The sequence below is a fragment of the Gemmatimonas sp. genome (genome assembly GCF_044344655.1).
Lineage (GTDB): Bacteria > Gemmatimonadota > Gemmatimonadetes > Gemmatimonadales > Gemmatimonadaceae > Gemmatimonas.
In genome coordinates, this window is the sequence record NZ_JBIJCN010000017.1 from 1 (window position 1) to 23,299 (window position 23,299).

The window sequence follows — 23,299 nt, forward strand, 5'->3', positions numbered from 1 at the left end:
CGCCGCGATCACGACGCCGATCGAGCACAAGGCCGTGCTTGCCGCGGTGCACCACGTGGTGCACGAAGGCGGCGAGGAGCGCCTCGTGCGCGTGCATGCCACCGGCGTGGTCGACACCAACCACTTCGCAAGCCTGCTCGACGAGCGCGTGGCCGTGGCCAGCGTGATGTGGGTGAACAACGAAGTGGGGGTGATTCAGAACATCCCCGCGCTCGCCGCACAGGCCAAGGCGGTCGGCGCGGTGTTCCACACCGATGGCGTGCAGGCATTCGGCAAGGTCACGGTCGATGCGCGCACGCAGCCGTTCGACCTGCTCACCATCTCGGGACACAAGATCGGCGCCCCCAAGGGGATCGGCGCCCTGTACATCCGCCGCGACACCCCGCTCGAGCCACTCGCGCACGGCGGTTCGCAGGAGCGTGGCCGCCGCCCCGGTACGGAGAACGTGGCCTTTGCGGTGGGGCTCGCGACCGCGGCCGAGCTCGTGCTCGCGGAATACCACGCGGAGCATACGCGGCTCATGGGGCTGCGCACGGCGCTCGAGCAGGGGCTGCGCGAGCGAATCCCCGACGTGGTCATTCACGCCGAAGGCGCGCCGCGTGCCGCGCACGTGGTGAATGTGTCGATCCCTGGCACCAGCAGTGAGTCGATGCTGATGGCCCTCGACCTGCGCGGCATCGCGTGCAGCGCGGGATCGGCCTGTCAGAGCGGCAGTGTATCGGCAAGCCACGTCCTGAGCGCGATGGGCGTCCCCGGCGAACTCGCCAACGCGGCGCTGCGCTTGTCGCTGGGATGCCTCAGCACCCCAGAGTGTGTGACGCGCACGGTGGACGTGCTTGCCACGCTCGCAGAGAAGGTCCGCGTCCCCAAGGCGGCCCCCGCGTTCGCCATCGTCGACTTCTAGGCACGTGCGGGCACGAAGCCTCCGGCTTCCTGCGCCCCGCTCCCCCCTCCCTGAACGTCATGTCCACCCAAGAACTCTCGACGGCATTCACGCCGCAAAAGGGCGACCGCGTCCTCGTGGCGATGAGCGGCGGCGTGGACTCAAGCGTGGCCGCGGCGCTGCTCGTAGACGCGGGCTGCGACGTGGTGGGGGTGACGATGAAGCTGCACGGTGACGGAGCCGAGGTGCCGGATCGTCCCTGCTGCTCGCTCGATGCCACGAGCGACGCGCGCCGGGTGTGCGAGACGCTCGGCATCCCGCACTACGTGACCAATCTCGTGGATCACTTCGGGCACGACGTGCTCGACGACTTCGTGCAGGAGTACGCGCGCGGCCGCACGCCCATTCCATGTGTGCGCTGCAACACGTTTACGAAGTTCCGCGACCTGCTCGACAAGGCCGACGCGATCGATGCGCGCTGGCTTGCCACGGGGCATTATGCGCGCATGGGGCGCGTGGGGGACCACGCGGTGATGCTGCGCGGCCTCGACCCCGCCAAGGACCAGAGCTACTTCCTGTGGGGCATCGACCGGCCCGTACTGCAGCGGCTCGTGCTGCCGATCGGCGGGCAGACCAAGGCGGAGACGCGCGAAATCGCTCGGCGCTTCGGACTGCGCACGGCCGAGAAGATCGAAAGCCAGGACATCTGCTTCGTGCCGGATGGCGATCATGTGCGCGTGATCCGCGAGCACCTCGGCACCGACGCGCCGGCGCTCCAGCACGGGCCCATCCGCCTCGAGAACGGCACCGTGGTGGGAGAGCACGACGGGTTCGCGCGATTCACGATCGGTCAGCGCAAGGGACTGCCCGGCGGCTTCGGCGCCCCGATGTTCGTGGTGGAGATCATACCCGCGGAGCGCGCCGTGGTGATCGGCCCGCGCGAGACACTGTTGGGGCGCGGCCTCGAGGCACGTGAACTCAACTGGCTGTACGATGCCCCCTCGGTGGGTGACGCCGTACAGGTGCAGGTTCGTAACCGCGCGAAGGCATCACCGGCTACGATCGTGCGATGCGATGGCGACGCCATTGAACTCGCGCTCGAAGAACCGATTCAGGCGATCAGCCCGGGGCAGTCACTCGTCATCTACGATGGCGAGCTGGTACTCGGCGGTGGTGTAATCGAGCGCGGCATGCGCGCGGCGCCATCGCGAAGGCTGCCGCTGCTGGCTGGCTGAGGGTTAACCGACAGGCGCGCGCTCGGCGCCCCCACCCTGCGCCGTCGTCATCACCGCCACCATCATGTCGCTGGTCACATTGAGCAGCGTTTTGAACATGTCGGGGAGGGTGTCGAGCGCGATGAGGATGCCAATGCCTTCGACGGGGAGCCCGATGCTCGCATACAGCGGCACTTGCAGCAGCATACCGCCGCTCGGGATACCCGGCGTGCTGAAGTTCAGCACGATGCTGGACGCGGATACGAGGAGCAGGTTGGCCGTGGAGAGATCAATGCCATACAGTTTCGCGATGAACAGCGCTCCCACCGGCCAGTAGATCGCACTGGTGAGCTTGAACACGCTCGCACAGAGTGGGAGGACGAACCCCGTCGCCGTGGGCGGCAGCGCCAGCACATCGGTCGCGCCCTTTACCATGGCGGGGAGGCTCGCGAGCGAACTGCGCGTACCCATCCCCACCACGCTCGCCGGAACCAGCGCGCGCAGGAACTGCCGGACCGGGACACGCCCGTTCACCGCGATGAACACGTAGATCGCCACGACGGCAATCAGGTGCAGGACGATGTTGACCATGAAATAGAAGCCGATCGCACCGAGTACGTTGGCACCGAGCTTCTGCCCCAGCACCGCCGCGAGCGCAAAGATGCCGAGGCCACCGAGGGCAAGCATCCAGCGTACCACGACGAGCATCGTGTCGGCCATGCCGCGCCAGAACGCCAGCTGCGCAACGCGCGGTCCGTCCCCGACCTGACCAAGCGCGAAGGCGTACAGCAGCGTAAAGAGCACAACCGGCAGCAAGGTACCGTCGGCTGCCGCCTTGACGGGGTTGAGCGGGATAAGGGACAGGATGAACGTGCGGATCGACAGCGCATCGGCAGTGGGCACGTCGATTTTCGCCGTCGCACGCAGGCGCGCCGTGGCCTCGGCGTCGAGCGTGAGCGTATCGAACCACAGCGGCGACACGATCGTGGAGAGCGCCGCGCAGGCCACCAGCAGCAGGAGCATCCAGCCGAAGGCCTTGGCGCCCACCGTGCCTGTAGCCCGGAGATCCTCACCGCCCGCCACGCCCACGATCAGCAGCGGTACGACCAGCGGAATGACGGTCATGCGCACGGCGTTGATCCATGCCGTCCCGATAGTATCGAGTACCGGCATGAACGCCGTCGTGAACGCCGACGGCGAGGTCTCACGCGAGAGCAGCATACCGAGCGCGAGACCGGCGACCAGGCCGAGGGTGACCTGCACGCCGGTGGAGCGCAGCGGCGACCGATGAGGGGTGAGGTCGTTCATCCGCGCGAACCTAGTCCGTGGGACACGCCTACGCCATCTCGCGCGGCCTCGGGCTGCTGGGGGAGCCGAGGCCGCACCGGTTCAGTCGTTCAGAACCCGAAGCCCGTGGACCACACCAGAAGCCCCTTCCCCTTCGTGTCCGGCGCGTCGCGGCCGATCGGCACGTAATAGCCCACGTCGCCGCCGAGGGCGAGGAGCGGCCACACGTGCAGGTTGCCGCCTACGTAGGTCCGTTTGGCGAGGGCGCCCAAGGGATCATTGAAGGTGCGCAGCACCCCGGCGGTGAGCGCCACCCCGCTCCCCCAGTGGCCGAGCGAATTGGCGAGCCCCACGTTGAAGCTTGCCCCGCCGAAGCCCATCTTGGCCGCGCCGAGGAAGCACCAGCCGCGCTGCTCGCTTTCGCGCACCCACCCCATGCCGTAGCTCAGCGCCCACTTGAGCGGCGCGCCGTAGGTGAGCCCGCCCATGCACTGATCGAACTGCCAGCGCGTGCCTGGTGCGCGCGGGGTGCTGTCGCCAAGCGCCCGGGCCGGGGAAACCGGCACCGGAACCTGCGCCGGCAAGGCGGCCGGCATGATGGGCCACAGCGCCACCGCGAGGAGCGCCGCACCGCCAAACACGACCGCACGCGTGGCGCGCATCAGTACTTCAACCCGCTCGCGTCCGCGAATTCGCGCATCGCCTTCTCCTGTGCCTCGCTGAGGCTCTCCGGTACGGTGATGGTCACTTCCACGAGCAGATCGCCACGCTTGCCGTCCTTCTCGATCCCCTGCCCCGTCACCTTGAAGCGGCGCCCCGCCGACGTCCCGGGCGGGATGCGGATGGCCACCTTCTTGGCGTCGAGGGTTTTCACGCTGATGCGCGAGCCCAGCGTGGCCTGCGCCACGTTGATGGGCACGATCGCGATGAGATCGAGCCCCTCGCGCTTGTAGAAGCGGTCCGACTGCACCTCGAACGTGATGACCAGATCGCCGGCCTGCCCACCGGCGGCCCCCTTCCCGCCCTGCCCGCGCAACCGCACCTTCGTCCCCGACTCGGCGCCCGCCGGCACCGCGATGCTCACGGTGCGACGTGCCCGTGCTTCTCCGGTACCACGGCATGCGCCGCAACGTTCCGAAGGCACGCTGCCCCGACCCACGCACACCGGGCACGGCCGGTTGACGGCAAAGCTCCCCTGACCGAAGGAGATCACGCCGCGGCCCGAGCACTCGCCGCAGGGCCGGATCTGTGCGCCGGGGGCCGCGCCGCTGCCACGGCACATCACGCACTCCTCGTTGACCTCGAGCTCCACCGGCACCTTGCCGCCGGTCGCGGCTATGCGAAAGGGCACGACGATGGTCTGCTCGACGGTCTGCCCCTTCTCGGGGGCGCCACGACGGGCGCCCCCGCGTGCACCGGGCGTGGCGCCCGCACCGAACATGCTGGAGAAGAGATCACCCAGGCCGCCAATCCCGCCCACATCGAAATCCGTGAACGACCCGGCACCGGCCTGTCCCGGCCCCCGCGCCCCGCCGGCTCCCGGGCGCGACGCGCGCGCGCCCCCCGCGAACCCGCCGAACGCGCCGAGGCGACGCATGTCGTCGTACTGCTTTCGCTTCTCGGCGTCTCCGAGGACGTTGTACGCCTCAGAGATCTCCTTGAAGCGGTCGGCCGCCTTGGGATCGTTCTGGTTCGTGTCGGGATGGTACTGCTTGGCGAGTCGCCGGTACTGCTTCTTGATCTCGTCGGCCGTAGCGGACGACGAGACCCCGATGACCGCGTAGTAGTCGGTGCCGTTGGCCATGCTGTGCGTTGAGGCCTCTCTGGGGCGCCGGAGCGGTCAGCTCAGGCGCCGGTCCACTGCTTCACAACCACGCGCGCGGGGCGCAGCACGTGTCCGTTGATCACGTAGCCTGCCTGGAAGCAGGCGGCCACGGTGCCGTCTTCCTCCGCCACACCGGCAGGCGTGGTGGTGACGGCTTCGTGCAGGTTGGGATCGAACGCATGCCCGGTCGGGTCCACGACTTCGAAGCCATGCCCGGCAAGTGACTTGAAGAGCTTCTTCTCCACCATGCCCACGCCGTCCACGACGGCCTTGGCATCGACGGTGGCGGGGTCCACGTGTGCGAAGCGGGTGATGTCGTCGATCGCGTCCATGATGCCGCGCACGAGGTCACCCTGCGCCCGCCAGCCGGCTTCCTGGCGTTCCTTCACAGCGCGACGGCGGAAGTTTTCGAACTCCGCCGCCAGACGCAGGTGCTTGTCTTTCAGCTCATCGAGCTCGCGCTGGCGCTCGTCTATCGCCTCCGCGGCGGGCACGGTGTCCTGCCCGTCCGCTTGGGGAAGGGATTCGGTCGTCGCGTCGTCGTTCGACATGGGCTCACTCATGGGATGGTCCAGCGGTGAACAGCGGGCGGCACGGCCGGCAGGGCCGCACGCGCCACGGTTGATGTCTGATCGCGTCGGCCCCTACGGATCGGGCCGCGCAAAGGTTACCGGCCATCGACCGGTACCCGTCGGATTGGCACGTCTCCAAACATCTGGAAGAACGGCGCCACGCTCAAGCGGCGTCCGCCGATTGGGTCAGCCGCGGGCGGTCCATGCGGCACTCTCGGTGTCGCGGGCAAAGGCCTTGCGCAGTCGATCCAGCGCCAGCTGTGCCGCACGCCAGCGAATCTCGTGCCGGTCGCCCGGCAACACGGCACGGACGGCGTGCACGTCGCCGTCGATGTCGACCCCCACCCACACCGTACCCACGGGCTTCTCGGGCGTGCCGCCGTCGGGGCCGGCAATGCCGGTGATGCCCAGGCCGATGGTACTGCCGAAGCGGAGCCGCGCCCCCGTGGCCATGGCGCGCGCCACCTCGTGGCTTACCGCTCCATGCTCGGCGATCACCTCGGCCGGTACGCCCAGCTCGCGGATCTTGACCTCGTTGGCGTAGGCGATGGTGCCACCCAGCACCGTGCGACTGGATCCGGGGATGGCGGTCAGGCGCATGCCGAGCAGGCCACCGGTGCAGCTCTCGGCCACGGCGATCGTCGCGTTGCGCGCCGCACACTCGGCCAGCATGATCGCGGCGAGATCGTCGTCGCCTTCGCCGTACACGAATGGTCCGACGCGCGCGCGCAGCTGCGTGGCAGCCTCAGCAAGTACCTGCTCTGCCTCGTGTGCATCGCGATCCCAGCTGGTGAGCCGCAGGTCTACGCCGTCGCTACCAGGGAGATATGCGAGGCTCAGGCCATTCACGCCGCGCGCGAGGTCGCCCAGCCGATCGGCGAGCGCCGATTCGGCAATATTGGCCGTGCGCAGGGTGCGGCTCCGAATCACGCGTCCGCTGCTCGGCAGACGATCTCGGAGGCGCGGGATGATCGTATCGGCGAGCATGCCACGCATTTCACGTGGAACGCCGGGCAACATGGCGACCCATCGCTGCCGCGCGTCTTCGAGCCAGATACCCGGCGCGCTCCCGTGGCGATTGGGGAGAATGGTGCAGTGCTCCGGCACCATCGCCTGCTGCTCATTGCTCAGCGGCAGCTCGTGATTGAAGCGCGCGCGCCAGCGATCGCGCAACGCGGTGAGGATATCGTGATCCATCACCATGCCCGTGCCGAAGATCGACGCGATTGCGGGCTTGGTCATATCGTCGGCGGTGGGGCCAAGGCCACCGGTCGTGATCACCGCACCGGTGCGCTCGAGGGCTTCCTGCACAGCGGCCTTGATGCTCTCGGCATCGTCACCACACGTGGCGCGACGTACGATGCGCACGCCGAGTGCAGCGAGCTCCCGCGCGAGATGCGCGGCATTGGTGTCGATGGTGAAGCCGAGCAGCAGCTCGTCGCCGATGGTCACGATCTCCAAGTCCATACCCCGTAATCTAGGGGGAGACGGCACGGCGATGGGGAGGCACGGAGGTGACGTGCGAGTGACGCCGCTCGGTCGCCTGAAGGCCATGGCGCTCAATCCTCTCCACTCGGACATCTCGGCATCCATCGTAGACGCCGCAATGCAGCTGCGTCGGGACGTCGGCCCCGGCATGGCCGTGCCGCCAGCGCCCCTCAGTCCGTCCGAAGCACCTGGCCGCCATATCGCCGCAGGTAGAGCCACAGCGAGTACAGCGTGAGCCCCACCGCCGCCGTCATGCTCACCACGCCCACGAAGCCGTTGAACCAGGCGAAGGCCTGCCATTCGCGAGCGCCCACCCACTGACGGTGCTCGGCGAGCGTGCTGGCAAAGAACCAGAAGTAGGCGGCGCCGAGCCAGATGCTCTGGAAGGTGGTCTTCCACTTGGCGGGGCCGATGGCGGCAATGACGAGGCCGCGGCGCGCCGCCACCTGCCGGAAGACGGTCATGAAGGCCTCGCGCCCCAGTACCACCAGCACGATCCAGAGCGGGAGGCTCACGCGGCCGAAGGGCAGCTCGAAGAGAAACGGGCTGTCCGCATGGCCCCCATGCGCCACCACGAGGTCCGCGTGTTGCTGCAACAGGTACATCGGCACGAGCGTAGCCAGCAGCAGCAGCTTGTCGGCGAGGGGGTCGAGCAGGCGACCAAGGTCCGTGACCAGATTGCGCGAGCGCGCGAGATGGCCGTCCCAGTAGTCGGTAATCGCGGCCACCAGAAAGAGCACAAAGGCCACCAGGCGCGCGCTCCACGACGTCGTGAACGGCAACCACGCAATCAGGGGCGTGAGGGCAATGCGGCCCACGGTGATTGCGTTCGGAAGGTTCACGGGAGAAGGGCTACGCCAGTGTCTTGAGCACCAGCTTGGAGACGGCTTTGAGTGTGTCGAAGACCCCGTCACCGGTGACTGCGACCGCTTCGAAATACGGCACGCGCTCCACCCACTCCCCGGTGGGCAGCTGGCTCACCAGAAACTCGCCGGGGCGGAACGGATCTGCCAGCGGACGCATCCGCGACGGATCCGTCACTTCCCACCCCGGGTTCAGCATGGCCTGCAGGTCAGCCATCGGCGCCGCGTTGGGAAGATCGCGTTTGTTGTACTGGATGACGAAGGGCATGCGCGTGAGGTCGTACCCATACGCCGCCATGTTGTCATACAGGTTCTGCATGGACTCGAGATTCGCCTCCGCCCGCTCCGCCTGCGAGTCGGCCACGAACACCACGCCGTCCACTCCCTTCAAGATGAGCTTTCGCGACGCATTGTAGTAGACCTGCCCCGGCACCGTGTAGAGGTGAAAGCGGGTCTTGAAGCCGCGAATGGTCCCCAGATCGACCGGCAAAAAGTCGAAGAAGAGTGTGCGTTCCGTCTCGGTGGCGAGTGAAATCAGCTTCCCCCGTGTACTCGGCGAGACCTTGCCGTAGACGTACTCGAGATTGGTCGTCTTGCCGCCAAGCCCCGGACCGTAAAACACGATTTTGCAGTTGATCTCGCGCGACGCGTAGTTGATCATCGACATCGGCGCAGCCCGTTACTGAAACAAGCGGTCGATCTCGTCGTCGGCACCGGCCAGGATACCCGGCGGCGCCGCATCGCGGGTGCCGTCACGGGTGCCGTCACGGGTGCCGCCACGGGGGTCGCCCCGGGTATGGCCACGGGCGAACACCCCCTCAAAGACGCGCGTGAGGTCGTCGACCGCCGTTTTCATGCGCAACCGCACGAGGCCAAGGGTGGTGCGGTTATCGAAAAGCACCACGAGAATGACCTGCCGTGCGATATCGGCGAGGTACATGCTTTCGCGCTCCCCCTGATGGAAGAGCATGCGAAAGTCGTTCTCGCCGATGAGGCGGGCCAGCTGGTCATTGGCGCTGAAGTCGGCCGCCGTGAGCGAGGCAAAGGCCGTCGCATCGAAGGTGGGCGGTTCGCCCACCGTGGCCACGAGTTGGCCACTACGGTCCACGAGCAGGGCGCTGCGCGCCTTCGCGTCGTAAAGGAACCGCTGCAGGGTGATCGTAATGGCCCCGAAGTCGCCCTCGGTGAACGACCAGGTGACGGCGCCGATGGGCATAAGGACGGGGGCCGGTGGTGTGCGGCGTCCACTGCACGTGATCACGGAGGAGTCGCCCACTATCAACGCTCGGCCGGCCCCGAAGGTAACTGCGGGTCCCCGATCCGCGGCGTTACATCTCCCGTCGGGCAGCCAACGCCTGCGCGATCGTGACCCCGTCGGCGTATTCGAGGTCGCCGCCCACGGGCAATCCCCGGGCGATTCGCGTGACCCGTACGGCACGCGCCGCCAACTGACGTTGCACGTACAGGGCCGTAGCCTCTCCCTCGAGCGACGGATTGGTGGCCAGAATGACCTCGCGCACCCCCTCAGGCTCGATCCGTGCCAGCAGCGTGCCGATCGCCAGATCGTCCGGTCCCACGCCATCGAGCGGCGAGAGCCGTCCACCCAGCACATGGTATAGCCCTCGATACTCGCCGGCCCGTTCGATCGAGGCAATGTCACTTGCCTCCTCAACGACACAGAGGAGCGCCGGATCGCGACGCGGATCGGCACATAGCGGACACACTGGCGACTCGGTGAGGTTGTGGCACCGTTCGCACGGGCGCACGCGCTCCGTGAGCGCCACGAGCGCCTCGGCGAGCCGGCGGCTCTGCCCCGCCGGCTGCCGCAGCAGATGATACGTGAGACGGAGCGCGGTTTTCCGGCCGATGCCAGGCAACCGCGCCAGTTCACTCGTGAGTTCGTCGATGACTGACACGCGTCAGCGCGGCGCGCGCAGAATCAGAACGGGAGCTGGAACGGCAGGTCGATACCGCCGGTCACCTTCTTGAGCTCCATCTGCATCGCTTCGGCCGCCTTCTTCTGTGCTTCGGCCACCGCCACCACGATCAGGTCCTCCACCATCTCCTTGTCGCTCATGATGGACGGATCGATCTGGATGCGCTTGAGCTGCATCTTGCCGTCTACATCAGCACTGACCATGCCACCGCCGGCCAGCGCCGAGAAGGTGCGCTGCCCGAGTTCTTCCTGCATGGCCTGCATGCGGGCCTGCATGTCCTTGAACTGGCCCAGCATCTTGAAGATATCCATCGGTGTTATCGGGTCGGGATTGTGACGAGGGAAGGTGCAGGCAGACAGTGGTCTGGACGACGGACGACGTTCAGTCCAACAACTCCAGATCCAGCGCCTTCACCGCCGCTTCGAGGAGCGGATCCTTCGAGGCCATCTGCTCCGTGCGCTGTTGCTGCACGTCGTGTGCCGTGAGACGCTTGGTGGGCACACGCGCTGCGGGTGCCACCAGGGCCGCCGCAGCGCCACTGGCCTGCACCGTGACACTGGTAATGCCGGCGAAGGACGCCTGCAGGGCTGCGAGGACATCGGCGCGGGCGCCCTCCACCGCTGCCGAGAAGGTGTCGTCGGCGGGATCATAGCCGAGCGTGAGCACGCCCTGCGGTGTGACCTGCATGGGCACAAGCCGATAGACCACCTGCGCCAGCATACCTCGGCCGTTGTCGCGAATGGTCTCCGCTACGGCGCTCCAGTTGGCCTTCACCTGTTCTAGGGTTGGCGGCGCGCTGCTGCGTGTGGCCGGCGCCACGGGAGCGCTCCGGGCGGCGGAGCGCTGGGCGGCGGCGGCCGCATCGGCCACCTGCTGCGTGGCCGTGCGTGACGGCGGCGGCGGCGCGAATGGTGCGAGCGGTGCCCCGCCGGAGTGTGGCAGCGCCGGGGCCACCGCCGCAGGCGGGGAGGGCGGCAGTGCATGCGCCGAGGCCACGCGGGACCCGTGCGCCACGCGAAGCGGCGGATCATCATGCCCACCGGCGCCGAAGCCTTTGAGTACCTCCTCGAGCTCCACCGTCCGGTCGAGCAGCGCGAAGCGCACCAGCAGCGTCTCCAGCAAGAGCTGCGGCTGTCCGCTGCGCCGGTACATGGGCTCCATCTCAAGCAGTGCATGCAGCATGCGCAGCAGATCGCCCTGGGACACGCGCGTCTTTCTCGCGTCGAGCGCCTCGCGCATCGTGTCCGAGAGCTCCGGCGGCTGTCCGCCGATCGCGACCGCAAACAACGCGCGCAGCAGGCGACCGAAGCCGGCGAGCAGGAGCGTGAAATCCACGCCGGCGTCGGCCTGCTGCTGCACCAGTGCGAATACGTCGGCGGCGCGACGCTCCAGGATCACATCGAGCAGTGCGAGATAGATCTCATCGGGGACGAGCCCGAGAGCCACGGTGACATTGTCGCGCGTGACAGCCGCGCTGTCGCCGAGCGCCAGCACCTGATCCGTGAGCGATAAGGCGTCGCGCAGACCACCGTCGGCGGCGCGTGCGATCATCCCCAACGCGTCGGCCTCGAAGGGGATGCCCTCTTCGGTGAGCACGGCGGCAAGCCGCTCCCGGATCTCGGCGGGACCGATGCGCTTGAGATCGAAGCGCTGCAGGCGCGACACCACCGTCCCGAGCACCTTGTGCGCTTCGGTGGTCGCGAACACGAACACGACACGCGGCGGCGGTTCCTCGAGCACCTTGAGCAGCGCATTCCATGCATCGCGCGACAGCATGTGCGCTTCGTCGATGATGTAGACCTTGTAGCGGTCATCGCCCGAGGGCGCGTACATGGCGCGCTCGCGCAGATCGCGCGCATCAGAGACACCACCGTTCGAGGCCGCATCGATCTCGACGACATCGAGCGACGAGGCCCCGCTCCAGATCCGCTGGCAGCTCTGACAATGACCGCAGGGCTCGCCGGCGAGCTCCGGTTCGCCGCGGCGCTCACAGTTGAGCGCCATCGCGAGAACACGCGCGAGCGTGGTCTTGCCCGTCCCGCGGGGACCACACAGCAGATAGCCGTGCGCGACCCTCCCGCGGGCGATGGCCCCCTTGAGGGTATTCGCAACGTGGGACTGTACCGCCACGGTCGCGAAGTTCCGGGGGCGGTATTTGCGGGCGAGGGCGAGGGACATGCTCCAATCTACCTCAAACCGCCCGGAGGCCGGAGGGTCGTCTCGCCGAGGCCCGGGAGGGCCGAGGCGCCTGGTGGCTGCCGGCCGGCGGCTAGATGCGGCCAACGAAAAGCCCGCGGAGCTCCGCGCTCAGGGCGGATTCTCTCGCGGGCCAGTGCTCCGGGCCTGACGAAGCGACGTCAGACACCACGTGCGGCTGCTACCTTCGGGGTCCTGACCGATTTGGCGGGCTGGCGCCCTCCGGGACCCGGAGCAATCGGAAGATACGCGGAGGCCCCCGCCGGTGGTACTGGTGATCGACGGTTTTCGGAGGGCGTTACCCCAGGACCTCGGCAAACACCCGCCCCAGCACCGACGCCGCCTCGGCCACCTGCCGAGCACTCGCGTCGAGGTGCGTCACGGCCCGCACACGCGACGGATGCCACATGGTGATGCGCACGCCACGTTCGGCCGCGCGGGCCACGACGTCGGCGGCGCGCGGCGCGGGGAGGTCGATCATCACAATGTTGGTGTCGGGAGGGACCACCTTCACGCCCGCGATACCATCCACGGCGTTCGCAAGGGATTTGGCGTGCTCGTGATCATCAGGGAGACGGGCATAGTGGTGCTCGAGGGCGTACACCGCCGCTGCCGCGAGAATGCCGCTCTGTCGCATGCCGCCACCGAAACGTTTGCGAACGCGATGCGCGCGCGCGATGAAGTCGGCAGGCCCGGCAAGGCACGCGCCCACCGGCGCGCCGAGCCCCTTCGAGAAGCTCACCATGACCGTATCAGCACACGCGGCAAGATCGGCCATCGGGAGCCCCAGCGCCGTGGCGGCGTTCCAAAGCCGCGCGCCATCGAGGTGCACCGGCAGGTTATGCTCGCGCGCCACCTGCTGCAGTGCCGCCATGTCGTCACGCGAGGTGACGGCGCCACCGGCGCCGTTGTGCGTGTTCTCGAGACACACCAGCGACGGCTCGGGGGCGTGGATACTGGGCGTGCGGATGTGCGCGCGCAGGTCGGGGGCGCGGAACACGGGCCCCTGCCCCTTCACCGGACGGCACTGCACGCCACAGAGCCCCGCCACCGCGGCGATCTCCCAGTGGAAGATGTGCGCCTCGGCATCGCACAACAGCTCTGTTCCGGGCGTGGTGTGCACCCAGATCGCCGCCTGATTGGCCATCGAACCGCTCGGGAAGAACAGCGCCTTGTCCTTGCCGAGCCGCTCCGCCACCAAGGCCTCGAGACGGCGCGTGGTGGGATCACCATCGAGCACATCATCACCCACTTCGGCAGTGGCCATCGCCTGCCGCATGGCCGCGGTCGGACGGGTTACGGTGTCGCTGCGGAGATCGAGGGACATGGCAACGGACATACGGCCGGGGTCAGGTACGGGACGAAGGGGAGGATGACGCAGGGGCGGTGCGCTTGCGCGTCACCCGTGAGCTTACGTCGTGCTCCGCGGCTTCGCTGTTCCGCAAGGCGGCGAGCTCACGCCGACGCAGATCGTAGGCCTGCGCCACTTCGCCGCCGATGAGAAACAGGAACGCACTGTAGTAGGTCCAGAACACCACCGCCACCACGGCGGCGATCGTTCCGGTATACAGCGACCCGGGATCGGCAGCGCTCACCATTTTCGCGAACCCGTAGCGTGCCGCCTCGAACAGCACCGTCGCGGTGATGGCCGCCACCAACGCCACGTGCACGTTGGGACGTCGGCGCGGCAGGCCGCGATAGAGGGCATAGAACAGCGAGAGCACGAGAGCGAGCGCCAACAGGCGACCCACCAGGTACTCCACCCCCGACATCGCATCCTGTGCGAGGCCCACGCCGCGGAGGAGTGCGAACCCCCGCGTGGTGGCGAGATCGAGATACGCCGAGAACACGACGTAGACCGACACCGCTACCGTCGCCACGATCGTGGCGAGAAAATCGAAGACCTTGCCGGCCATGATGCCGCGATCGGTCCCGTCGAAAATCAGCGCGAGGACGCTGCGTAGCGATCCGAAAAGGCGCGTGGAGAACCACGCGAAAACGATCGCCGAATAGATGGTGACAGTGCTACGCGTACTCAGCACGTCCGTTACGATGCCGCGCAGCAGCGCGCTCGCGCTGGGGGCATCGTTGGGAAGCAGTTGCTCCACGAGGGCCGTGACGGTCGCCGCTGCCTCCACCGGCTCCCGTCCCAGCAGGAACGAGAGCCCGGAAATGAGCAGCAGCACGAACGGCACGAGCGCGAGCAGGATATTGAAGGCCAGCCCGCCCGCAAGAAAGGGGACATTGTCTTCGGCGCTCTGATTCCAGACACGCCGAAGAATGTCCCACCAAGGCTCAACCCTCGCCCGTACGCCCGTCAGCGGCACCCTCGGCGCCAGCGCGCGGCGGCAGGTCATCAGTCACGGGGCCAGGCTCGTCCGACCGGCCACGACGCGAATGCGCACTATACGCCCGACGACTGTCGGCATACACGCGCTTGCTATTCTCGACGGCACTTTCGATGTCTGCCCGTGCCTGACGCGCAGCATCTCGCCCAGCGTGCACGGCCTCGTTCACGGCATCCACGCGCGAGTGCACGGCGCCGCGCGCGCGCCCCACCCGCTCATCAACGGCGGAACGGGCGCGCTCGGCCTGATCGGCGAGCTGCTCGCTGAGCTCCTCCGTCATGTCTTTGACCCGTCGACCGGCCCGTCTGGCCTCGCGCGATATGCGCGCCCGGGTCTCGGCGCCGCTGGCCGGGGCAAACAGCAACGCCGCCCCGGCGCCGATGGCCAATCCCAGCAGCAACATTCCCACCCCATTCCCGCCGCCGTCACGCTCGATCACGACGACGCGGTCATCATCATAGCTGTCACGTGCCATCTGCCCCTCCGGTGAAGTGGGTCCGGCATTGTGGCCGTGGCCGGTCGCGGCCGCCCAAGGCCTTCTATGGGATGTCCCTACTCCGACTCAGTCCGAAAGGTCCGCGTCGTCCGGCGCCGCAATGATGGCGCTCGCTGCCGTGGGCATGGCGCGATGTTGCACCGGCGTGGTCACGAACTGCTCCACGTACTTCTTCGTCCCAACAATACCGAGCTGCGTGAAGAGGAACGTGAACTTGGCGTCGTAGGCCGCCCCGAGCTTGGCACGAAGCTCGGCCGGGAGCCCCCAGAGGGTCTTCTTGAACGGACCAATCGCCTTCTTGCGCGTCTTGTAGTAGAACTGGGCGTCGCTGTCGGTCGCCTTGCGTTCGTCCTTGGCGTTCACGTCGAGCCAGGCGTAGATCTCCTGCAGCAGCGCCTGCGGCAGATGATCGAACATCATCGTCTGGAAGTTCGTGGCAAGGTGAATTTCCGCCGTCTCGCGCTTGGGAAAGTTGCCGAATGCCGCGTCGGGGAGGGTGGAGGCGCCGTGCTGCACCGCGCCTGCCATGCCGTACTTGTCCCGGCCAAGCTTGGAGAGCACCTCGAGAGTGTCGAGGTCGAGCGCGACATCGGCGATGCTGCCGTCAGCAAGCACCACACCGCCGTGCGACGTCCCCGACTGCACGGAGATCTTGGAGAGGCCCGCCATGCCCGGCGCTTGCGCTGCGAGCGTCGCGTTGAAGCCTTCCATGAACGCCTCGAGTTCCTCGGGCGTGCTATTCTCAGTGCCCACTTCGCCGATCTCACCACCGATCGAGATCGTCACGCCGGCCGGTTCCGCCGCGCGTACGAATCGCGTGATGTCCACGCAGACCTCGTAGTTGAGGCGCTGCTGCTCAGCCAGCGTGGGCTTGGACAGATCCACGAGCGTGGAGGTGTCGACATCGATGTTGTAGAAGCCCGCAGCCACCGCCTCGGTGACGAGTGCCTTCACCGCATTCACCTCCGTTACCGGGTCCACGGCGTACTTCTTGTGGTTCACCTGGAAGTGATCCCCCTGGACGAACAGCGGGCCGCGATAGCCTTCGCGGAGGGCAGAGGCAAGCATCACGGTCACATATTCGGCGGGGCGCTGATCCGTGTATGCGATTTCCGACCGGGCGATCTCGAGGATGAATGCCCCGACTTCGAGCTTCTTCACCGTGCGGAAGATCGCGCGTGCAGTGTCGTAGGACATGGCACGGATGTTCATGGCCGGCACAGTGAAGCCGCCGCATTTGCCCTCTCCGCGTGCCACGTAGAGTTCGTGGATCGACGCGGGGCGCACCCCCACGTGCTGTCCGATCTCCCAGATCACCCAGCGCACGAAATCGCGCTCGGCTTCGGAGGCGGCGAAGACGGCCTGCTGGACGAGCGTGTCGAACTGCTCGGTCTCGAGAACCGACGCGTCGTGCACCTGCACGGCGCCGTTGGCAACAGTGACGGCACCGCCAAGCAGCGTGGCCGAAGAGATCGTGGATTCAGACATGAGGAGGCGTTAAAGTCGGAGGATCAGCCTACGTGTCAAACTTCCTACGGCCAGGGGCGGGTGGCAACCAGCGGCAGCAATTGTGTGCCTCTTGCGCCGTGTTACATCGCCCAGCGGGGATCGGGTTGGGGGAGGGCGTCCCATTCGGCCCGCGCCGCCTCGCTACCCGTACGGCCGAGCATGGCATAGGCAAACTGCTTGCCAAGCTCCACCCCGGGCTGGTCGAAGGCGTTGATGCCATAGAGCTCACCCGCGTAGGCGGTGGCGAGCATGAAGGTTTGCAGGAGCGCACCGAGGTGCCAGGCGTCGATCGTGTCCACGGTGAGCGTGGCATTGAACTGCCCACGCGCGGCGAGGGCGCCCGCGGTGGCCCGCTGTTCAATATCGATCAGCTCGCCAAGCGTATGCCCCCCGAGGTATCCGAGTTCGGCGACATCGGCATGACGGGCGGGGATTGGCCCCTGTCCTTGGCGCCCCTTCACGCCAATGAACGTCACGGACTTGTCGCGGGGACCTTCCATGAAGAGCTGTACCTGTGCGTGTTGGTCAGTAGCCCCGAGCGCCGGCAGCGGTGTGGGGCCGACCGAGGTGCCGTCCGCCTTGGTCTTGCCAAGCGACTCCGCCCACAACTGCACGAACCAGAACGCGAGATCACGCAGCGGGTCGGCGTACGGCATGAGGACGTGCACGCGCCGGCCATGGCGGGTATCGGCCAGCCATTGCAACACGGCGAAGGCGCCGGCCCGATTCGCCGCGAGGGCAGCGTGCTGCGATTCGACGGTCACGTGCGCGGCGCCGGCCAGCAGCGCCTGCACATCGATGCCAAGGAGTGCCGCCGGGAGGATGCCGACTGGCGACAGCACCGAAAACCGCCCCCCGACGTTGGCTGGGATGTCGACCGTCGTGATGCCCTCGGCACGCGCGATCGTGCGCAGCGCACCCACCTCGGGATCGGTGATGAACACGAGGTGCGCCCGGGCGGTGTCCTCGCCGAGCGCCGTGGCGAGCGCCTCGCGCACGATGAGGTACTGCGCCATGGTCTCGACCGTTCCACCCGACTTGGACACCACAAGCACCAGGGTGCGTGCCAGCTCGAGGCGCGCGAGGGTGGTGGCGATGGTGGCCGGATCCACGTTGTCCAGAACGTGGAGACGCGGGTGCCCGCCGCGCTGTTCCGTAGTCAATTCATTCCAACGTAGGGGGCAGAGCGCGGTGCGCAACGCGATCGGCCCCAACGAGGAGCCGCCGATGCCGAGGAGGAGCACCTCGTCGAACCGCCCCCGCGCCCTGGCTGCCACGGCGAGTGACGGCTCAAGAAGCGCCGTGTTGGTGGCGAGCGTAAGGAACCCGAGGTCATGCACGCGCGCATGCACAGCGGCGTGGGCGCGTGCGAAGGCTGGTGCGGCCTCCTGCCACTGCGCTTCGGTGATACCGGCGCCGCGTGGCAGCGCACCGGCCATCATGTTGGTGAAATCGAAGGAAAGTGACATGGGGCAGTGCTCTGTTATCAGGGCGCCGGAAGCTCGACCACGAGGCCATCGTGCGCGGGGAAGATCCCCGGGGGCAGTTCGGCGGCGAGGTCCGCGTGCGACGTGTCGTGCGTGAGATGCGTGAGGTACGTGCGCGCCGCTCCAACGCGCTGGGCGATGGCCACCGCCTCGGAGACCGACAGGTGCGTGGGGTGCGGTGTGCGCAGCAGCGCATTGAGTACCAGCACGTGCACGCCATGCACCGCATCCAGCGCGGCGTCGGGGAGCGTCTTGGCGTCGGTGATATAGGCCATATCCGCGATTCGATAGCCAACCACCGAGGCGCGCCCGTGGGGTACCGCAATGGGCAGCACGGGGGTACCCAACACCTCGAACGGTGTCCCCGCGGTGATGGGCACGAGGTGCGCCTCCGGGCGCGTGGTGCCAGGCAGCGGCCGGAACGCGGCGTCGAAGATGTATGGGAAGCGACGCGTGAGCGTTTCCAGCGTGGGCGCCTCGCCGTACAGCGGGAGCGGGGCGTCGCGGCGGATGGTGATGCCGCGCAGATCATCGATGCCGTGGATGTGATCCGCATGTTCATGCGTGAACAGCACCGCGTCCACGCTGGCCAGATCATTGGCCACGAGTTGCAGCCGCAGCTCGGGAGGCGTATCGATCAGCAGGCGGGCGCCGTTCCCCAGTTCGACCACGGCACCACAGCGCGTCCGCTTGTCGCGCGCGTCGGTTGAGCGGCATACGCGGCACGCGCACCCGATCTGCGGGACCCCGAAGCTGGTGCCCGTGCCGAGAAAGACGAGTCGCACGGGGGCCGTCAGTGACGACACCCGTGCATCGGGAGCAGGCGCAGCATGCGCCAGCCCATACTCAGACTGTCTCGACTTTGAGCAGGTTGGTCGTGCCGGGTACGTCGAACGGCACGCCCGCCGTGACCAGCACGCGATCTCCCTTGGTGACGAGGTTGAGATCGAGCGCTTCGCGGAGCGCCATCGCCACCATGTGGTCGTAGCCGCGTGCCGTGGGCACAAGGCGCGGCACCACCCCCCACACGAGCGCAAGCTGACGGCACACGCGCGGTTCGTCGGTGAGCGCGAGGATGGGCACGCTCGGGCGGTGCGACGACACGATACGCGCCGTGAAACCGCTCTTGGTGAAGACCACCACCAGCGGCGCATCGAGCATACGCACGGCGGCCACCGTGGCCGCGGCAATCGCCTCCTCGGTGTTCACGCCACTGTTCACCCGGCGATCAACCCGATGACTCGCGCCCGGGCGCGGGTGCGTTTCAATCTCCTTAATGATGCGCCGCATCGCTTCCACCGCGAGGCGCGGATACGCGCCTGCCGCCGTCTCCGCCGACAGCATCACCGCATCGGTTCCATCGAGAATCGCGTTGGCCACGTCGCTGGCCTCCGCGCGCGTCGGACGTGGATTCTCGATCATCGATTCCAACATCTGGGTGGCGGTGATGACCGGCCGTCCCATGCGGTTTGCGGTGGCAATGATCGTCTTCTGAGCGATCGGCACCTCCTCGAATGGCAACTCCACCCCGAGATCGCCACGCGCCACCATCACCGCGTCGGTCGTCGCAATGATCTCCTCGATATTCTCAAGCGCCACGTCCTTCTCGATCTTGGCGACGATCAGCATCGACGTGGGGATCAGCGCGCGCAGCTCCTCGATGTCCTGCGCGCGACGCACGAAGCTGAGGGCGACCATGTCAAGATCGTTCTCAATGGCGAACGCGAGGTCGGCGCGATCCTTCTCCGTGAGCGACGGCGCCGAGACCGCGATGCCGGGCAGGTTCATGCCCTTGTTGCTGGTGAGCGTGCCGCCGTGCACGATCGTGCACCACACCCGCGGATTCTCCACACGGGCGACGACGAGCTCGAAGAGCCCGTCGTTGATGAGCACGCGATTGCCGGTGGTCACGTCGTGGCAGAGGTCCGCGTACGTGATCGGAATCTCATCGCCGCTGGCTACCTCCTCCGGCGCCAGTACCACGGTGCCGCCCACCTCAAGCTCACGGGGGGCTGGCAGCACGCCGATGCGAATGCGTGGCCCCTGCAGGTCACCAAGGATTGCCACCGGGCGCCCTGCCGCCTCGGACACGTCGCGGACCACGCCGATGGTGCGCGCGTGCTGGTCGTGCGTACCGTGCGAGAAGTTGATGCGGGCAACGTCGAGCCCCGCATCGATGAGCGACCGGATACCTTCAGCCGTGTTGCTGGCAGGGCCGAGCGTGCCCACGATCTTGGTGCGTGGAACGTGGGTGCGCCGGAAAGGACTGGTCATGTGCTCACCGGTGGCCGCAGGAGACGCGACACGTTCGGGGCCGGTACCGGAATTGTGCATTACGTGGGGTGGTGGTGGCGACGGGGAGTAGCGCGACGACGGGCTGGAATCAGCTCGCCAGCGCTGCGCGCTTGCGCGCCAGCCCAGAGAGCAGCGTGACGAACGACTGTTCGAACGAGGCCAGCCCTTCCGCGAGCAGCGTATCGGTAACGGCCTGCAGCGAGACCCCGTGCGCCTCGAGTGCAGCGAGCGCACGTTCCGCCTCGGCCACGTGTTCGGTCACCGAGGCACGCACGTTACCGTGGTCGCGGAACGCCTCGAGCGTGGCGGGCGGCAGGGTATTCACGGTGTCGGGACCGATGAGCTCCTCCACGTAGATCACGTCGCGGTAGGCGGGGTTCTTGGTGCTCGTCGACGCCCACAGCGGACGCTGCACCCGCGCGCCCTTGGCGGCGAGCGGAGCCCAGCGTGGGCCGGCAAACGAGGCTTGAAAGAGGCGGTACGCCATCTTCGCGTTGGCGATCGCCGCCTTGCCCTGCAGTGCAGTGAAGGTGCCGGCCTGCGCAGGCGACGCAACAGCCATGGTGCCAAGCTGCTTGTCGATGGCGGAGTCCACGCGGCTCACGAAGAAGCTCGCCACCGACGCGATGCGATCGATCGGCAGGTTGGCTGCGGCGCGCTGCTCGAGACCCGCGATGTACGCCTCGAGCACGCGGGCATGCGCCTCGACGGCGAAGAGCAGCGTCACGTTGACGTTGATGCCGTCGGCGATGAGCTGACGGATGGCATCGGCGCCCTCGATCGTGCCCGGCACCTTGATCATCAGATTGGGCCGGTCCACGAGCGCCCACAGGCGACGCGCTTCGGCCACCGTGCCCTCAGCGTCGCGCGCGAGGTCGGGGGAGACTTCGAGCGACACATAGCCGTCAACCGCCTGCGTCTTGTCGTACACGCCGCGGAAGGCATCGCAGGCATGACGCACATCCGTGGTGGCGAGCGTGAAAAAGGCCTCGCGATCGGACAGGGCCGCATCCACGGTGGCCAGCTGTGCATCGTAGGCCGCGCCTTCCGCCAACGCCTTCTCGAAGATGGTCGGATTGGAGGTCATCCCCGTGAGGGCATCCTCGGCAATACGTCGCGCCAGGTCTCCATTGGAAAGCATCTGGCGATCGATGTAGTCCAGCCAGAGGGACTGGCCGGCGGCGTGCAGCGCGTGCAAACGAGCAGACATGGGATACCGAAAGGGCGCGTGGAAGTGTGGGACCGCAGTGCATGGTAATGTGCTGCATACCAGGACTGTGAGAGCAGTGGGTCCGCGTTTCTGAAAATCGCGCCGTATTGCCGATAGATTTTCTCGCCATTATTTTGAAACAAGTCGGGCCCGGCTCACGAACTCCCTCCGTACATGCGTACCATCCTCGCCTTCCTGGTTCTGACAAGCGGTGCGCTGTCGGCGTGCCGAGGCACCGCCGCACCGGCCGGATCGGCCGCGGGGGCCGTGACGCTGGCGCCACTTCCGGCGGCCTGTGGTGCGACGGGCGCAGGGGTCAGCGGGTCCCATGCCAACGAGCCGGTAACTGAACCGCTGGTCACGTTCGACACGGCGTGGCAGATCATCCGTCGCACGCACTGGGACACCACGTACAACGGCGTGAACTGGCTGGCGGTCCGGGACGAGTTGCGCCCACGGGCAGCCGCTGCGCGCACGCGCGGGGAACTGCGCGTGGTACTGGCGGACATGGTGTCCCGCCTCAAGCAGTCCCACTTCTCGATCATTCCGCAGGAGACCGCCGACGCGGCGACCGAAAAAGGCGGGGGCGGCAGTGCGCGGCGCAGTGGGGGCGCGCTGGGATTCGAGACCCGACTGGTGGATGCGCTTACGCTGGTCACCCACGTGGACACCGGTGGTCCCGCGTGGCGCGCCGGCGTTCGCGCCGGATGGGTGCTCGACTCGATCCGCGGCTGCCCGGTCGCCGCGCGGGTGGCGCGCCTGCCCCGTTCTCTCGAGACGCGTCGGCGTGTGCTGATGGCCTACCAGCTGACCACGCAGGGGCTGGAGGGAGCGGAGGGCGACACGATCTCCTTGGCGTTCCGCGATGGCACCGATGCACCGCGCGCCGTGCAGCTCTCGCAGGGGCCGGCGGCCGGCCAGGTCGTCAAGTTCGGCAACCTGCCACCCGTGCGGGCGGACCTCTCGTGGCAGCGCGTCCGCGCCGAGGGACGCACGGTGGGGGTGATCCGTTTCAATATCTGGATGCCCGTACTGGCCGCGCAGTTCGATGCGGCGATCGACTCGCTGCGCGGCGCCGACGCGATCGTGCTCGACGTGCGCGGCAACTTCGGCGGCGTGGGCGGCATGTCGATGGGCTTCGCCGGCCATTTCCTCGACAGCGCACTCGTGATCGGAGAAATGCTGCAGCGCGGCGTGACCACCAAGTTCCGGGCCAATCCCCGACGCATCGACACCCAGTACCGCCCTGTACGCCCGTTCGGCGGGCCGTTGGCGCTTGTGGTCGACCCACTCTCTGCCAGTACGACCGAGATTTTCGCGGGTGGCCTGCAAGGGCTGGGGCGCGCCACGGTATTCGGTACGCAGTCTGCCGGTCAGGCCTTGCCGTCAGTTCCTGAACGGTTGCCCAACGGCGACATCTTATACCATGCGATCGCCGATTTTGTGGGCCCAACCGGCAAACAGGTCGAGGGCGACGGCGTCATCCCCGATCGCGTGACTCCGCTGCTCCGTCGCGCGCTGGTGGAGGGACAAGATCCGGCGCTCGCCGCAGCGATCACCTGGGCAGCCCGGCAAGCGCCCCGCCCGATCGTACCCTGACGGGGCCCGCGCCCTCGTCGTCTCTCGCCGTTCCATTTAGTCGCTCTTGTTGGTCGTTGCGCCTGGTTCCTTGTCGGTCACTGTCATTCC

The 23,299-nt window shown here is 67.5% G+C and carries 22 protein-coding genes and 1 other RNA gene; 3 read left to right on the forward strand and 20 right to left on the reverse strand.

Annotation, left to right across the window (positions count from 1 at the left end):
• Positions 1-904 (forward strand): cysteine desulfurase family protein (locus tag ACIQ51_RS06545; RefSeq protein ID WP_396204221.1); only part of this gene is annotated, 904 nt, incomplete at its 5' end.
• Between the two features lie 59 nt (positions 905-963).
• Positions 964-2,118 (forward strand): tRNA 2-thiouridine(34) synthase MnmA, encoded by a 1,155-nt coding sequence (gene mnmA, locus ACIQ51_RS06550; RefSeq protein WP_396204222.1) that lies wholly within the window; start codon positions 964-966, stop codon positions 2,116-2,118.
• A gap of 3 nt (positions 2,119-2,121) precedes the next feature.
• Here mnmA and ACIQ51_RS06555 read toward each other — a convergent pair whose 3' ends face one another.
• From ACIQ51_RS06555 to tal, 20 genes are all read right to left on the reverse strand, one after another.
• Positions 2,122-3,405, reverse strand: coding sequence for a dicarboxylate/amino acid:cation symporter (locus tag ACIQ51_RS06555; protein ID WP_396204223.1), 1,284 nt, complete (start codon positions 3,403-3,405; stop codon positions 2,122-2,124).
• 89 nt (positions 3,406-3,494) lie between these two features.
• Positions 3,495-4,046, reverse strand: a complete 552-nt coding sequence (locus ACIQ51_RS06560; RefSeq protein WP_396204224.1) for a hypothetical protein — start codon at positions 4,044-4,046, stop codon at positions 3,495-3,497.
• Positions 4,046-5,188, reverse strand: coding sequence for a DnaJ C-terminal domain-containing protein (locus tag ACIQ51_RS06565; RefSeq protein WP_396204225.1), 1,143 nt, complete (start codon positions 5,186-5,188; stop codon positions 4,046-4,048). The genes ACIQ51_RS06560 and ACIQ51_RS06565 overlap by 1 nt, the downstream gene beginning before the upstream one ends.
• Positions 5,189-5,229: 41 nt before the next feature.
• Positions 5,230-5,772 carry a nucleotide exchange factor GrpE gene (locus ACIQ51_RS06570; RefSeq protein WP_396204226.1) on the reverse strand — a complete coding sequence of 181 codons (543 nt, stop codon included), beginning with the start codon at positions 5,770-5,772 and terminating at the stop codon, positions 5,230-5,232.
• A 195-nt stretch (positions 5,773-5,967) separates the two neighbouring features.
• Positions 5,968-7,248, reverse strand: a complete 1,281-nt coding sequence (locus ACIQ51_RS06575; protein ID WP_396204227.1) for a competence/damage-inducible protein A — start codon at positions 7,246-7,248, stop codon at positions 5,968-5,970.
• 191 nt (positions 7,249-7,439) lie between these two features.
• Positions 7,440-8,111, reverse strand: a complete 672-nt coding sequence (locus tag ACIQ51_RS06580; RefSeq protein ID WP_396204228.1) for a CDP-alcohol phosphatidyltransferase family protein — start codon at positions 8,109-8,111, stop codon at positions 7,440-7,442.
• Positions 8,112-8,121: 10 nt separating this feature from the next.
• Positions 8,122-8,799: a GTP-binding protein gene (locus tag ACIQ51_RS06585; protein WP_396204229.1), complete on the reverse strand. Its 678-nt coding sequence runs from the start codon at positions 8,797-8,799 to the stop codon at positions 8,122-8,124.
• A 12-nt stretch (positions 8,800-8,811) separates the two neighbouring features.
• The gene (locus ACIQ51_RS06590; RefSeq protein WP_396204230.1) at positions 8,812-9,348 is read right to left on the reverse strand and encodes a roadblock/LC7 domain-containing protein; all 537 of its coding nucleotides are present in this window, start codon (positions 9,346-9,348) and stop codon (positions 8,812-8,814) included.
• A 112-nt stretch (positions 9,349-9,460) separates the two neighbouring features.
• Positions 9,461-10,048: a recombination mediator RecR gene (gene recR, locus ACIQ51_RS06595; RefSeq protein WP_396204231.1), complete on the reverse strand. Its 588-nt coding sequence runs from the start codon at positions 10,046-10,048 to the stop codon at positions 9,461-9,463.
• 23 nt (positions 10,049-10,071) lie between these two features.
• Positions 10,072-10,380 (reverse strand): YbaB/EbfC family nucleoid-associated protein, encoded by a 309-nt coding sequence (locus ACIQ51_RS06600; protein WP_396204232.1) that lies wholly within the window; start codon positions 10,378-10,380, stop codon positions 10,072-10,074.
• A 70-nt stretch (positions 10,381-10,450) separates the two neighbouring features.
• Positions 10,451-12,247 (reverse strand): DNA polymerase III subunit gamma/tau, encoded by a 1,797-nt coding sequence (dnaX, locus tag ACIQ51_RS06605; protein ID WP_396204233.1) that lies wholly within the window; start codon positions 12,245-12,247, stop codon positions 10,451-10,453.
• Between the two features lie 155 nt (positions 12,248-12,402).
• Positions 12,403-12,499: signal recognition particle sRNA small type (gene ffs, locus ACIQ51_RS06610), an RNA gene on the reverse strand.
• Between the two features lie 64 nt (positions 12,500-12,563).
• Entirely contained in the window at positions 12,564-13,592 is a 1,029-nt protein-coding gene (locus ACIQ51_RS06615) for a threonine aldolase family protein (protein WP_396204234.1), read from the reverse strand.
• A gap of 22 nt (positions 13,593-13,614) precedes the next feature.
• Positions 13,615-14,622, reverse strand: coding sequence for a YihY/virulence factor BrkB family protein (locus ACIQ51_RS06620; protein WP_396204235.1), 1,008 nt, complete (start codon positions 14,620-14,622; stop codon positions 13,615-13,617).
• Positions 14,561-15,088: a YtxH domain-containing protein gene (locus tag ACIQ51_RS06625; protein WP_396204236.1), complete on the reverse strand. Its 528-nt coding sequence runs from the start codon at positions 15,086-15,088 to the stop codon at positions 14,561-14,563. The genes ACIQ51_RS06620 and ACIQ51_RS06625 overlap by 62 nt, the downstream gene beginning before the upstream one ends.
• 87 nt (positions 15,089-15,175) lie before the next feature.
• Positions 15,176-16,597: a class II fructose-bisphosphate aldolase gene (locus ACIQ51_RS06630; RefSeq protein WP_396204237.1), complete on the reverse strand. Its 1,422-nt coding sequence runs from the start codon at positions 16,595-16,597 to the stop codon at positions 15,176-15,178.
• Positions 16,598-16,698: 101 nt separating this feature from the next.
• Positions 16,699-18,087: a glucose-6-phosphate isomerase gene (locus tag ACIQ51_RS06635; protein WP_396204238.1), complete on the reverse strand. Its 1,389-nt coding sequence runs from the start codon at positions 18,085-18,087 to the stop codon at positions 16,699-16,701.
• A 17-nt stretch (positions 18,088-18,104) separates the two neighbouring features.
• Positions 18,105-18,890: an MBL fold metallo-hydrolase gene (locus ACIQ51_RS06640; RefSeq protein ID WP_396204239.1), complete on the reverse strand. Its 786-nt coding sequence runs from the start codon at positions 18,888-18,890 to the stop codon at positions 18,105-18,107.
• A gap of 61 nt (positions 18,891-18,951) precedes the next feature.
• Positions 18,952-20,379 carry a pyruvate kinase gene (pyk, locus tag ACIQ51_RS06645; RefSeq protein ID WP_396204240.1) on the reverse strand — a complete coding sequence of 476 codons (1,428 nt, stop codon included), beginning with the start codon at positions 20,377-20,379 and terminating at the stop codon, positions 18,952-18,954.
• A gap of 109 nt (positions 20,380-20,488) precedes the next feature.
• Positions 20,489-21,610, reverse strand: coding sequence for a transaldolase (gene tal / locus ACIQ51_RS06650; RefSeq protein ID WP_396204241.1), 1,122 nt, complete (start codon positions 21,608-21,610; stop codon positions 20,489-20,491).
• 174 nt (positions 21,611-21,784) lie between these two features.
• Here tal and ACIQ51_RS06655 point away from each other — a divergent pair, with 174 nt between their 5' ends.
• A complete protein-coding gene (locus ACIQ51_RS06655) occupies positions 21,785-23,209 on the forward strand; it encodes a S41 family peptidase (RefSeq protein ID WP_396204242.1) in 1,425 nt (474 codons plus the stop codon).
• Positions 23,210-23,299 lie beyond the last annotated feature (90 nt).